This window comes from Mycobacterium simiae (assembly GCF_010727605.1).
In the GTDB taxonomy this organism is placed as follows: domain Bacteria; phylum Actinomycetota; class Actinomycetes; order Mycobacteriales; family Mycobacteriaceae; genus Mycobacterium; species Mycobacterium simiae.
Genome location: NZ_AP022568.1, coordinates 4,767,012 through 4,780,170, shown reverse-complemented (window position 1 = coordinate 4,780,170; position 13,159 = coordinate 4,767,012). Strand labels below are relative to the sequence as shown.

9 protein-coding genes and 1 pseudogene are annotated in these 13,159 nt (G+C 67.2%); 7 read left to right on the top strand and 3 right to left on the bottom strand.

From position 1 onward, the window contains the following. Positions 1–84 precede the first annotated feature (84 nt). A complete protein-coding gene (locus tag G6N33_RS22260; RefSeq protein ID WP_101528295.1) occupies positions 85–1,554 on the bottom strand; it encodes a serine/threonine-protein kinase in 1,470 nt (489 codons plus the stop codon). Positions 1,555–1,624: 70 nt separating this feature from the next. Between G6N33_RS22260 and G6N33_RS22255 the strand changes: the two genes are divergently transcribed. The 3 genes and pseudogenes from G6N33_RS22255 to G6N33_RS22245 form a co-directional block, all read left to right on the top strand. After that, positions 1,625–3,007 carry an FAD-binding oxidoreductase gene (locus G6N33_RS22255; protein ID WP_044506724.1) on the top strand — a complete coding sequence of 461 codons (1,383 nt, stop codon included), beginning with the start codon at positions 1,625–1,627 and terminating at the stop codon, positions 3,005–3,007. Positions 3,008–3,175: 168 nt separating this feature from the next. Next, complete coding sequence (locus G6N33_RS22250; RefSeq protein ID WP_163771616.1) at positions 3,176–5,419, top strand: putative bifunctional diguanylate cyclase/phosphodiesterase; 2,244 nt, start codon at positions 3,176–3,178, stop codon at positions 5,417–5,419. Positions 5,420–5,445: 26 nt separating this feature from the next. Then, positions 5,446–6,183 (top strand): annotated as a pseudogene (locus G6N33_RS22245) (LLM class flavin-dependent oxidoreductase); the annotation flags it as partial. Here G6N33_RS22245 and G6N33_RS22240 read toward each other — a convergent pair. Together G6N33_RS22240 and G6N33_RS22235 are read right to left on the bottom strand one after the other, a co-directional pair. After that, on the bottom strand, positions 6,180–6,659 hold the full coding sequence (locus G6N33_RS22240; protein WP_155945887.1) for a hypothetical protein: 480 nt from the start codon (positions 6,657–6,659) through the stop codon (positions 6,180–6,182). The pseudogene G6N33_RS22245 and the gene G6N33_RS22240 sit on opposite strands and share 4 nt — an antisense overlap. Before the next feature lie 63 nt (positions 6,660–6,722). After that, positions 6,723–7,157 (bottom strand): protease inhibitor I42 family protein, encoded by a 435-nt coding sequence (locus G6N33_RS22235; RefSeq protein WP_044512009.1) that lies wholly within the window; start codon positions 7,155–7,157, stop codon positions 6,723–6,725. 146 nt (positions 7,158–7,303) lie between these two features. Here G6N33_RS22235 and G6N33_RS22230 point away from each other — a divergent pair, with 146 nt between their 5' ends. The 4 genes from G6N33_RS22230 (at position 7,304) to alsS (ending at position 13,154) form a co-directional block, all read left to right on the top strand. Then, on the top strand, positions 7,304–8,380 hold the full coding sequence (locus G6N33_RS22230) for a DUF5685 family protein (protein ID WP_044506728.1): 1,077 nt from the start codon (positions 7,304–7,306) through the stop codon (positions 8,378–8,380). Positions 8,381–8,471: 91 nt separating this feature from the next. Continuing rightward, entirely contained in the window at positions 8,472–10,061 is a 1,590-nt protein-coding gene (locus G6N33_RS22225; protein ID WP_044506730.1) for a Na+/H+ antiporter, read from the top strand. 37 nt (positions 10,062–10,098) lie between these two features. Next, positions 10,099–11,283: an AAA family ATPase gene (locus G6N33_RS22220; RefSeq protein WP_044506731.1), complete on the top strand. Its 1,185-nt coding sequence runs from the start codon at positions 10,099–10,101 to the stop codon at positions 11,281–11,283. Between the two features lie 191 nt (positions 11,284–11,474). Next, a complete protein-coding gene (gene alsS, locus G6N33_RS22215) occupies positions 11,475–13,154 on the top strand; it encodes an acetolactate synthase AlsS (RefSeq protein WP_081662000.1) in 1,680 nt (559 codons plus the stop codon). Positions 13,155–13,159: the final 5 nt, after the last annotated feature.

The window sequence follows — 13,159 nt, the reverse complement described above, 5'->3', positions numbered from 1 at the left end:
AGAACATACGTTCGACGCTCCGGACAAATCGCCACGCGCGGCCCTCCTCCGTCGTCTATGTGAAAGACGGTGCGCGAGAAGAATTTACGACGCGGTCGCGTACTGCAGCACCGGCTCCGAGGAATCGACGTGACTGCCGCTGAGGATGCGCAGCCGATGTGGGCGGACCTCGTAGCGCACGCCATCCACCGGGTTGGTGACGTCGAACCCGTCGGCGACGGGCTCGGCGCTTGAGAGCTCGATGTGGGCGCCATCGCGAATTCGCTCTCCGCGGTAATAGTAAGCACCGCTGAGGTTTTGACACACCACTGCCAGCGACTGGGCGGTCCGCACCACCGCGGCCGGCGGATTGCCGGGGTCGCATCGGGCCGTCTCACCGACGAAACCCAACCCGTCGGCACCCTGCACCGGCTCGGACAGCGTCGGCGTCTTCGGTGGCGGGGCCGCGGGAGCCGACGGCGCTGCCGTCGGCGTCGGAGGCGGCGCACCACCGCTGCCGCCGAACACCGAGGCGACCGCCAACACCAGGCCGGCGATCAACACCGCCACCGAGGCCGCACCCAACACGGCCGGGCCGGGAAACACCCGGCGCCGCACCGTTACCTGCGACGGCGGATACGGGATGGACCCGGAATCATCGGGGTTCGGATAGACCGCCGGGAACGGCCGGGTCCGCGGCAGGGGCGCGGATAGCGGAGCGTCGATGGCGGCCCGAACCGGCTGGTACGCCGGGGACACCACGTCCATCGCCGCCCGAATGAACGACCCCGCCGAGGCGTACCGTGCCGTGGGTTGTTTGGCCATCGCGGCGGCGACGACGTCGTCGAGCCCTCGGCCGATGCCCCGACGCATGATGCTGGGCCGCGGCGCCGGCGCGAACAGGTGCGCGTCCCTGACGTCGTGTTCGGTGCCCTCGAACGGCGGTTGGCCCGTAAGGCATTCGTAGAGCGCGCATGCCAGCGAATAGACGTCTGCCTGCGCTCCGATCCGGCCACCGCTGAACCATTCCGGTGCCCGGTAGGCCGGGTCGTCCGACGACGCGGTTCCGAAGTCGACCAGGTGGGCGACGTCGTCGCGGGTCAGCAGCACGTTCGCGGGGCGCACGCCGCCGTGCACCAGCCCGGCCTCGTGCGCGGCATCCAGCGCCCGCGCCACCTGCCCGGCGATCGACACCGCGCGCGACGGTTCCAGTGCGCCCTGTGCCCGCAGCAGCTCCCGCAGGCTCGGGCCGCCGACCAATTCCATATCGACGTACCACGTGCCGTCGATCTCGCCGAAGTCGTGAATCGCCGCCACGTGCGGCACCGACAGTCGCGCGGCTATCTGAACATCTCGCCAAAAGCGTTGCTGGAAACCGGGGTTCCGCGTTGTCTTGGCACGCAACAGCTTTACCGCAACTCTTCGGTCGTTAACCGTGTCGTATGCCTCGAACACCTCACCCGCGTCGCCCGCACCGAGCAGCGAACGCAGCTCGTAGGGTCCGAACCGCGTCCCCAGACGTGAGCGGTACGAGGAGAACACCGAGTGAGTCCCTTCCGTCGACACGAAAACCATCAGCGCGCCGGGTTCCCGATTTCGGCGCCGACCTAACGTCGGACAGCTCACCGAGTTTTACAGTGCCTTCATGGGCGACATCACCGCACACCTCGCAGACATCGTCGGAAACCACAACGTGCTGACCGGCGACGCCATCCTCGACGACTATGGACACGACGAGGAGATAACCCATCCGCCGCAACGGCCGGCCTACGTCGCCAAGCCCGCCACCGCCGAGGAGGTGGCTGCACTGCTGAAAGTGGCCACAAAGCATCAGGTTCCGGTAACCGCCCGCGGATCCGGGACCGGCCTGTCCGGGGCGGCGCTGCCGTGCGAGGGCGGACTGGTCGTCTCCTTCGAACGGATGAACGCCGTCCTCGAGGTCGACACCACCAACCAGGTCGCTGTCGTCCAGCCCGGCGTGACCCTGACGGACCTCGATGCCGCGACCGCCCCGCACCGCCTGCGCTACATGGTCCACCCGGGTGAGCTGTCCTCCAGCGTCGGTGGCAACGTCGGCACCAACGCCGGCGGCATGCGTGCCGTCAAGTACGGCATTGCCCGCCAGAACGTGCTGGGCTTGCAGGCCGTGCTGCCGACCGGGGAGATCATCCGCACCGGCGGCAAGATCGCCAAGGTGTCCACCGGCTATGACCTGACCCAACTCATCGTCGGCTCGGAGGGTACCCTGGCCCTGGCCACCGAGGTGATCGTCAAGTTGCACCCGCGGCTTGAGCACAGCGCCACCGTGCTCGCCCCGTTCGCCGACTTCGACCAAGTGATGGCGGCGGTGCCCCTGATCATCGGCAGCGGCTTGGGGCCCTACATCCTGGAGTACATCGACAACGTGACCATGGCCGCGCTGGTGCACACCCAGAACCTGGAACTGGGCATCCCCGATCAGATCCGCGACAGCTGTCAAGCGTATCTGGTTGTCGCACTTGAGAATCGCACGGCACACCGATTGGACGAAGACGTCGAACAAGCCGGCGAGCTGCTGGGCGAACTCGGCGCCCTGGATGTCTACGTGCTGGAAGGCGGCTCGGCCCGCAAACTGATCGAGGCGCGGGAGAACGCGTTTTGGACCCTGAAGGCGGCCCACGCCGACGACATCGTCGACACCGTGGTGCCGCGCGGCGCCATGCCAAAATTCCTGGCAGCGGTACGCGGTTTGGCCACGGCGGCCGGTGGTGGCGCCGTGGGCTGCGGGCATGCCGGCGACGGCAACGTCCATTTGGCGATCTTCTGCGCCGACCCCGCAACCCGCAAGAAGCTCATGACCGACATCTTCGCCCTCGCAATGGAACTGGGCGGGGCCATCTCGGGTGAACACGGACTCGGGCGCGCTAAGGCCCCCTACTGGCGCGCCCTCGAGGACCCCGTCAAGGTCGATCTGCTGCGCCGCGTCAAGCAGACCTTCGATCCGGCCGGGATTCTCAACCCCGGCGTGGTCTTCGCCGGCGAGCCATAACTCCGCCGGTGACATCACCGGATCGGATCTGATTAACCAATCCCTATCGCGGCACCCGACTTTCGGGTGATCGTGACGCAATAGACAAAACGGCCGGCAGTAGCAACCACGCCAACGCGCGCGGTGCCTTATCCTGCATTCGACAACCGCATACGACAGGACACGAAAATGTTCTCACTGACACGACGCCGGTCCGCGGTGGTTGTGTTGGCCACTGTCGGGTTGCTCGTCTACGCGGCGTTGTTGTTCACCCAGAGCGGCGCGCCGGACCACGCATCGATCGCCCCGGTAGGGCTCTGGATCATCAGCATGTTTGCCAACGGCTGCGCGGTCTACGCCGCCCGGTCGGCCCGGCGTCGCCAACGTCTCGCGTGGACGGTGTTGAGCATCGGGCTGGCCGGTTGGACGGCTGGCCAAGCGGTGTGGTGGTACGTCAATCTGGGCGGCATTCCGCCGATGACAGGCGTCTCCGCGGCAAACATCGGCTACGTGGTATTGCCCATCTGCGCGTTGGCTACCGCCGTGACGATTCCCAGCCGCGACGATTCGCGATTCGGGATCGGCCTGCTTCTCGACGGCATCCTTGTCGCCGCATCGCTACTGATCGTACTGGCCATCGTGGTGCTAGGGCATGTCCGCCGACCTGCACAAAGCGTGAGCCTGCCGCAGATCACGTTGGCCGTCGCCACGGCCGTGTACGCCGGGCTCGTCATCATGTCGATCATCACGGTGCACAAATCCGAGCCGGACCGCAGACGCTCGCCGACGTTCATGACGGCGGGATGGTCGGTCATCGCGGCGGCCGGGCTACTGCACGTCTTGGGCAACCATCCCGAGCAGGTGCCCAGCGTTCCGGTCATTCTCGGCTGGGCCGCGGGAATGTATTTCATTGCCCTGGCGGCGATCGCGTCTCGGCCGGGCCCCGATCTCGACCTCGGTTTCTCCCAGCCGCTGTCCAAAATGTCGCTGTGGCTGCCGTACGCGCCGGTGCTGTTGGCGATTGCTGTGGGTGCTGTACATTTCTGGCCGACCAACCGGAGCGAGGCGTTCATTTTCGCGGTCTGTGTGGTGCTATTCCTCACCACCGTGGCTCGGCATTTGTTGCTGCTCGACCGCAAACAACATCTGCTGGCCGCATTATCTGACGCCGCCCTGCGGGACCCGTTAACCGGTTTGGCAAATAAGAGTTTATTTAGCGATCGGCTAGCACACGCGGCTCGGTTGCACATTCATCACGGCGTCCCGGTCAGCGTGATTGCGCTCAATATCAGTGATTTCAAAATGGTGAACGACACCCTGGGTTATGCGGTCGGCGACGAGCTCCTGCGCAGCGTCGCCGAGCGGCTCTCGAAGAATGTCCGCATCACCGACACGGTCGCCCGGATGAACGGCGACGAATTCGCCGTGCTGATCGAAGACCGTCCCGAGGTCGCCGCCCAAATTGCGCACGGCCTCGCCCGGGCTTTCGGCGAAGCTCTTGACCTCGAAAACCACCGGCTGCACGTGCATCTCAACATCGGTGTGGCCTCGGCCTCGACGGAACGGGGGTCGGCGCTGCGGCCGGGCGAGCTGCTCGAGCAAGCCACCGCCGCCCGTAGCCGGGCCAAACAGGTGAGCTCGACCGAGGTCCAGACATTCACCCCTGACATGAACGCCAAGCTCGGCGACCACCCCACTCACGACGCCAGCATGGCCCGCCTGCAGCTGCTGGGTGAGCTGCGCCGAGCCATCGACCACGGTCTGCTGACCCTGCTGTACCAGCCGAAATTCGACATGCTGACCGGCTCCGTCGGCGGCGCCGAGGCGCTGGTGCGGTGGCAGCACCCCGATCTCGGTACGTTGGAGCCCGGCCAATTCCTGCCGTTGGTCCGCGACCACGGGCTGATGGACGCGCTGACCGACCTGGTGCTGTCCCGGGCGGTGGCCGACGCCTCGGCGTGGTACGCGGCAGGCGCCGAAATCCCGGTTGCAATCAACCTGTGGGCGCCCTCCCTCGACGAAGACACCCTGCCCGACCGGATCTTGTCGGTGCTCGACACCCGCGGCATGTCCGCTAGTTGCCTCACCGTCGAAATCACCGAGGACCTACTAGTCGCCGACCTTTCCAAGGCCCGCACGGTGCTCAATCGACTTCGCGAGGCCGGCATTCGGGTGGCGATCGACGACTTCGGCAGCGGCTACGCGACGCTGACCTATCTGCGCGAATTGCCCATCGACGATGTCAAACTCGACCGTCAACTCATCGAGCCGATCCTGCGCGACGAGCGAGCCGCCACCATCGCCCGCTCGCTGATCGAGCTGACCACGACACTCGGTCTGGCCACCGTGGCCGAGGCAGCGCTCGGCGACGACAACGGCCCAGCCGGTGCGTCGACCGTGCCTGCTGCCGACCGGCCGGTTGGCCAAAGCTGAGGTTCGTCGTCTGGCCGGCCGGCGGCCTCCGCACCCACATCGTGCGCCGCTACGGCGTCCCGTTCGAACGGCCCGGCCCACGGCTGCGCGACTACGTCCGCGCGGTCAAAGCGTGTTTCACGGCGTTTCGCACCGGCAAGCTCGATCACCACGGCGAGTTCTACGACCTGGACTTCATCACCCCGCAGTGGAGCGCCGGACCCATCGACGCACCCGACCCCAAAGTCGATGTGGCAGCGGTCAATCCGTGGATGCTGCGGATGGCGGGCGAAGTGGCCGACGGTGTGCACGTCCATCCACTCGGCGAAGTCGGCTATCTCAACCGTCACGTGCTGCCCAACATCGCGGCTGGCGCGGCAAAAGCCGGGCGCGCACCGTCGGACATTGCAGTCATCGTGCCGGCCATGACGATCGTCGGCGACAGCGACGAGGAACTGCACGCCCAACGCGAGGGGGTGCGCGCCAGCATGGCCTTCTACGGCAGCACCCCCAACTACGCGTTCATCTGGGACGAGGCGGGATTCGAGGGCACCACCGCCCGCATCCGCGAAAAGCAGAAGGCCGGCGACTTCCCGGGCATGGCGGCCCAGATCACCGACGAGCACATCGCGGCGTTCGCGACCGAATCGACGTGGGACGGTCTCGCCGAGGCGTTGACCTACAAGTACGGCGGAGTCGCCACGCGCATCGCGCTTTACAACGCCCTGGACGACGAGGAGCGGTTTCGGCGCTACGGCGAGGTCGCCCGCGCTCTGAGTCGCTAACGCGTCGGGCGGACACCGGCGGCGCGATACACGAAAGCCGGTTCCACCGGGAAGCGCAGCGTGGTGGTCGGCAATTGGCCAAGCACCTCGTCGGAAACCTCCCGGCGGTAATGCAGCTTCATCGATCCGCTGCACGCCTTGTCCACGCCGCGCAGGTCGATGTCGATCAGCAGGCCCTTGCGGGTGACCGTCGCAGCCGCCGGGCCGGTGTTGGTTGCCCACGAACAGTCGATGGAGCGCAGATCGGCATCCCCGCGCAACGGGAAGGTCGCGACCACCCGGGCGGCGCTCAGCGCGAACGCGCCCACGTAGTGAGCGACACCGGCGGCCGAAAAAACACCCGGCACGTGCCCATTGAAATGGCGCACCACTTTGACCTTGTCGGCTAAGAAGATCAGCCCCTCAGCCGCGAGCTCGCCGTGAAGCTCCGCGGGCACATAGGTTAGCCGCACCCAGTTACGAAGGAAGCCAAGCACAGCCAGACGGTAACGGGAGGCATTGCTGGCCCGCTATGTGACCGCCGACAATCGGTGTTGCCTTTACTGCACCGTCACGATCGCTGTGTACTGGCAAATCGGCGCGGTGTTCTTGCCGACGAAGCTCGAATAGCCGGTGGAAATCGTCGTCGTGCCGGGCTTGAGCGCGGCGAACATCCACACCTCGGTGCCCGGCGCGCCCAGCGCGTCGGTGGTTGGCTGCACGTATTGATGACTTTTTTGCTCGATTACGGAGGAGTCGCCGATCTTCGTGTCAACCGACCAGCGGTACGGCGTGCTGTAATTCGCGCCCAACTCGAGTTTCAGCGTGTTCCCCACCGCCAACGTGACGTTCTGGGTGATGTTGCTCTGCTTGAGCACCTGCTCCATGGGCACGCTGAGGGTTTTCGACGTCGGCGGGTTTCTGCTCGCGAAGTGGCACCCCACCAGCATCGGCGAGACGAGAATCGCGACGGTCATGACAAGCCTGATCTTCACGAAAGTCATCACCTCCATTATGGGTGGGGCCGATGGCACCACCGTCGGCCTCGGTGCGGGACAGTTAGCGGCGGCACGCCGAAAACGCGCCCGAGCTAGCTCGTCGTTTCGGCGCGCGTTTGCTGTGGGTCGGGTAGCTTCTGTGCATGTTCGGCATCATCCGGCCCTGCCGTCATCGACTCGGCGGCGAGCTCGCAGCAGCCTGGACCGCCCAATTATGCGGATTGTGTCTGGCGCTGCGCGACGACTACGGCCAGTCGGCGCGAATCGCCACCAACTATGACGGCCTCGTGGTCTCGCTTCTGGTCGAGGCGCAATCGCCCGAGAAGCCAACCCGCCGTCAGGCCGGGCCGTGTCCGCTGCGCGGCATGCGACGCGCCGAGGTGGCTACCGGCGACTGCGCACGCCTGGCCGCCGTGGTGTCGCTGGCCCTGGCCGCGGCCCGGGTCCGCGATCACGTCGACGACCACGACGGCGTTGTCGGCGCGGCCGGCGTGCGGCCGGCGGCCCGGCGCATCGCCGAGCGCTGGGTGCGCCAGGGTACCGACACCGGACACGCGATGGGCTTCAACACCGGCGTGCTCGTCGCGGCGATGGACCGCCAGGCCCAGCTCGAGGCGACCGCCGGTCCGGGCAGCTCGCTGTTGGAAGTGACCGAACCCACCGAGACCGCCGTCGCGGAGGCCTTCGCCTATACCGCCGTGCTGGCCGGCCGGCCCGGCAACCAGGCGCCGTTGCGCGAGATTGGTCAACTGTTTGGGCGGATCGCTCATGTCCTGGATGCCGTCGAGGACTACGACGACGACCTGGCACGCGGCAAATGGAACCCGTTGGCGGCCACCGAAACCCCGGTCGCCCAGGCACGCGTACTGTGCGACGACGCGGCGCTGGGCATCGAATTAGCGCTGGCCGAGGTCGACTTCAGCGACGGCCGGCTGGCCCGGCGGTTGCTGACCCGGGAAGTGCGCCGGGCGATCTCACGTACCTTCACCAGGGCGGGCCACCCCGCCCGCAACGGCACCCCACACGGCCAGCAGGAACCGATCAACTTCGGCAGCCAGGCGCCCGGCGGCGGCTACCTCAATGCGGGCGGCACCAATCCCGAGGAGGTGCCCGCCGCTGGTGCCAAGGCGAAGGGCGGCAGGGGCGACGGCGCCTGCGTGTGCTGCTGCGACGGGTGCGACTGCTGCTGCGACTGCGGGGACTGCTGCGACTGCACCTGACACCGCCGATCGAACCCGTTGCGGCATCACGCCTTTGTGATGTGTCTCGGCCGATGCGGCCAGCAACCGACCCGTACGGCAGGATGGGCACGTGTTTGGGCTCGAGGTCATCGTTGCGCTTGTGTCGGCCGTCATCGTGGGAACGGTGCTGGGCCGGCGCTATCGCGTGGGCCCGCCGGTGCTGCTCATCTTCCTCGGCACGCTGCTCGGGTTGATCCCCACCTTCGCCCACATCCACATCAACGGCGAACTCGTCCTGTTGCTGTTCCTGCCGGCGATTCTGTATTGGGAAGGCCTGGGCACCAGCCTGCGCGAAATCCGAGCAAACCTGCGCATCATCATCTTCCTGAGCGTCATCCTCGTGATCGTCACCGCGGTCGCCGTGGCCTGGGCGGCACGCGCGCTCGGCATGGAGCCGCACGCGGCGGCGGTCTTGGGTGCGGTGCTCTCACCCACCGATGCCGCGGCCGTGGCCGGACTCGCGAAGAAGCTGCCGCGCCGCTCGCTGACCGTGCTGCGTGCCGAGAGTTTGATCAACGATGGGACAGCGCTGGTGCTGTTCGGCGTGACCGTCCACGTCGCAATCGGTGGCGCCGAGATCACCCCGCCCGATTTGGTGCTGCGATTCGTCGGCTCCTACATCGGCGGAATCGCCGCCGGCCTGCTGGTCGGTGGTCTGGTTACCTTGGCGCGCAAGCGAATCGATGCGCCGCAAGAAGAAGGGGCGATGAGCTTGCTGACGCCGTTCGCGGCCTTCCTACTCGCCGAGGCGATGGGCTGCAGCGGTGTGGTGGCGGTGCTGGTGTCGGCGCTGGTCCTCGCCTACGCCGGGCCGGTGGTGATCCGCGCCCGCTCCCGGCTGCTGTCCTACGGGTTTTGGGACATGGCGACGTTCCTCATCAACGGCACGCTGTGGGTGTTCGTCGGGGTGCAAATCCCCGCCGCAGTGCGCGCCACCAACGACGTCGAAGGCGGACTGCGCCACGCCCTTTTCATCGCCCTGGCCGTCACCGGGGTCGTCATCGGCTCCCGGATCTTCTGGGGAGAGATCACCACGATGCTGCTGCGCCTGCTCGATCGGCGCCAGGTGCAGCGGGAACGTCGGATCCCCTGGCGGCAGCGCTTTGTCACGGCCTGGGCCGGGTTCCGCGGCGCCGTATCGCTGGCCGCGGCGCTCGCCGTCCCGGCCACCACGCTCAGCGGCGCACCTTTCCCCGACCGCAGCCTGCTCATCTTCATCGTGGTTGTCGTCATCCTGACGACCGTCCTGGTCCAGGGCATCTCGCTGCCCGCGATCGTCCGCTGGGCGCGCATGCCCGAAGACACCGCGTACGCCGAGGAACTGCAGCTGGCGCGCAGCGTCGGAGCCAAGGCCGCCCTGGATGCGCTGCCGGTGGTGGCCAGTGAACTGGGCGCCAGCCCAAAGATGTTGAGCCGCTTGCAGAAGGAGTACGACGAACGTGCCGCGATCGTGACCGAGAGCGACGACGGTTCGTCCAGCAACGATCTTGCCAAGCGCGACGACCTGGTCCGACGGGTGCGGCTGGGCGTGCTCGACCACAAACGCCGCGCCATTACCACGCTGCGCAATCAGAAGGTCATCGACGACCTGGTGCTGCGCGAGTTGCAAGCCGAGATGGATCTGGAAGAGGTGCAACTGCTCGCCGAGGTCGACAGCTAACGGCGCGGCGTCGGAGGCGGACCGTACAGTCGGCCGCATGTTGCAAACGGTTGCTGTCCGCGGATACCGGTCGCTGCGTGAGGTCATCCTGCCGCTGCGCCAGCTGTCGATCATCACGGGCGCCAACGGCGTGGGCAAGTCGTCGCTATACCGCGCGCTGCGGCTGTTGGCCGATTGCGGCCGGGGCGAGGTGGTCGGCTCCCTGGCCCGCGAGGGGGGCCTGCAATCGGTGTTGTGGGCCGGGCCCGAGCAATTGACGGGCGCCCGGCGCTCGCAGACCACCGAGGGCACGGTACGCACCCGGCCGGTATCCCTCGAAATGGGCTTTGCCGCAGATGATTTCGGCTATCTCGTCGACCTGGGCATGCCGCAGTCGGCGGGGGCGTCGGTTTTCGTTCTCGACCCGGAGATCAAGCGGGAGATGGTGTTCGCGGGCCCGGTGCTGCGGCCTAGCGCGACGCTGGTGCGGCGGTCGCGGGCGTTCGCCGAAGCCGTCAACGCGGACAACGGTTTTGACGAGCTGTCCCGGTCGCTGCCGTTGTACCGCAGCGTGTTGGCCGAGTATGCCCATCCGCAGGCCCTGCCGGAAGTCGCCGCGGTGCGGGAGCGGCTGCGCGGCTGGCGGTTTTACGACGGCTTCCGCGTCGACGGCGGTGCACCGGCGCGACAACCGCAGGTCGGCACCCGCACACCGGTGCTTTCCGACGACGGCAACGACTTGGCCGCGGCGATCCAGACGATCCTCGAGTCGGGGTCCGACGACCTGAGCCGGGTGGTGGCCGAGGCCTTCGACGGCGCCACGGTTTCGGTCGCCATTCACGACGGCCTGTTCGACCTGCAGTTGCACCAACGCGGGATGCTGCGGCCGTTGCGGGCAGCCGAATTGTCCGACGGCACACTGCGATTCCTGCTGTGGGCCGCCGCGCTGCTGAGCCCGGACGCGCCCTCGCTGATGGTGCTCAACGAGCCGGAGACCTCGCTGCACCCGGATCTGGTGCGACCGCTGGCCTCGCTGATCCGCGCCGCGGCCGCCCGGGGACAGCTGGTCGTCGTCACGCATTCGCGGTCACTGCTGGAGTTTCTCGACACCGTCCCGGTGGGTGAGACTGCCAGCACCAGCCAGGACGCCGTCGAGATCGAGCTCTATAAGGATTGGGGCGAAACCCGTATCACCGGCCAGGATTTGCTGAGCACGCCGCGCTGGGACTGGGGCAAACGCTGACACGTATCGCCTGTGCGTCCCGGGTTTTCAGTGTGCGTCCCGGGTTGGCCTCGCCCGGCGTGTCGCCGCCGCGAGTGCACACGCGAAGCCGTAAACGCACCCGCGCTGCGCCGGCGAGGCGGTTGGCGCATGCTGGTGTGGCAAGTCGACCCGCAAGTCAACCCGCCGCCTGCCGAGAAAGGTGACCGCTTGTGGCCACAAACCCCGACCCGCCGGTGCGCAGCGCGCAGAAGGTCGTGGACGTGCTGTCGGCGCAGGGAGTCGAGTACGTCTTCGGGGTGCCCGGTGCCAAGATCGACGCGGTCTATGACGCCCTGCTTGACGGCGGCCCGCAACTCGTCGTCTGCCGTCACGAGCAGAACGCGGCATTCATCGCTGGAGCCATCGGCCGCCTCACCGGCACGCCGGGGGTAGTGCTGGTGACATCGGGTCCGGGCACTAGCAATCTGGTGACCGGCCTGTTGACCGCCAACACCGAGCAAGACCCCGTTGTCGCGCTGTGCGGGGCCGTCGGCCGCAAGGACCGGCTCAAGCGCACCCATCAGTCGATGGACGCCGCGGCGCTGCTGCGCACCGTCACCAAGTTCACCGGCGAGGTCAACGACCCGGACAACGTCGCCGAGGCCGTCGTCGGCGCCTTCCGCGCCGCGGCCGCCGAGCCGCGTGGAGCCGCCGCCGTGGTGCTGCCCCTCGACGTGTTGACCGCCGCCACCACCGCGGGCATCACCGCCCGCATGCCGATCCCGTCACTGCCGAGCGCTCCCGCGCAGGCCGTCGACCAAGCCGGCGAGCTGATTCGCGGCGCGCGCCGTCCGGCCTTGCTGGTTGGCATCCGCGGCGCCGACCCGGCCAGCACCCAGGCATTGCGCGCGCTGGTAGCCGCCACCGGCCTGCCTGTCGTGGAAACCTTCCAGGGCGCCGGAGTGATATCCCGCGCGCTGGAGGACAACTTCCTGGGCCGGGTCGGCCTGTTCCGCAACCAGCCCGGCGACGTCATCGTCGCGCATGCCGACGTGTTGATCACCGTCGGATACGACGCCGTCGAATACGACCCGGTGCTGTGGAACAACGATGTCGAACGCACCATCGTGCATGTCGACGCGGTGCCGGCCGACATCGACAACCACTACCAGCCGACACTCGAGCTGCTCGGTGACGTCGCGGCGACGCTGACTGCGCTGACCGCCCAGCTCACCGACCTTACGCTGACCAACGACTACCGCGATGAGATCGCCCGGCAGCGAAAAACGCTGCAGGACATCGATATAGCCGAGTGTGCGCACACAACCGAAGGACCGGGCCTCAACCCCGTCGCCGTAGTGTTGGCGCTGCGCGACGAACTCAACGACGAAGCAACGATCACCTGCGACGTGGGCTCGGTCTACATCTACTTGGCCCGCCATTTCCGCGTCTACGAGCCGAGGCGACTGTTGTTCTCCAACGGCCAACAAACGCTGGGCGTGGCGCTGCCCTGGGCGATCGCCGCGTGCCTGGCGCGACCCGGAACACCCGTGGTATCCGTCTCAGGTGACGGCGGATTCCTGTTCTCGGCCCAGGAACTCGAAACCGCGACCCGCCTCGGTCTGAACTTTACGCACATCATCCTGCGCGACAACAGCTACGACATGGTGGGATTCCAGGAAGTCCTGAAGTACGGGCGCAAATCGGGGGTACAGCTGGGCGACTATGACGTCGTTTCCTACGCAGCGGCATTCGGCGCCCGCGGCTACCGGGTGAAGACCCTCGACGAATTCCGCACCACGCTACGTCAAGCTCTCGCCGAAGACGGCCCCTCCCTGATCGACGTTCCCGTGGACTATCACCGCAACACCGAGCTCGCCGCGCACCTGCACGACGACGCTTTCGAATAAGAAGG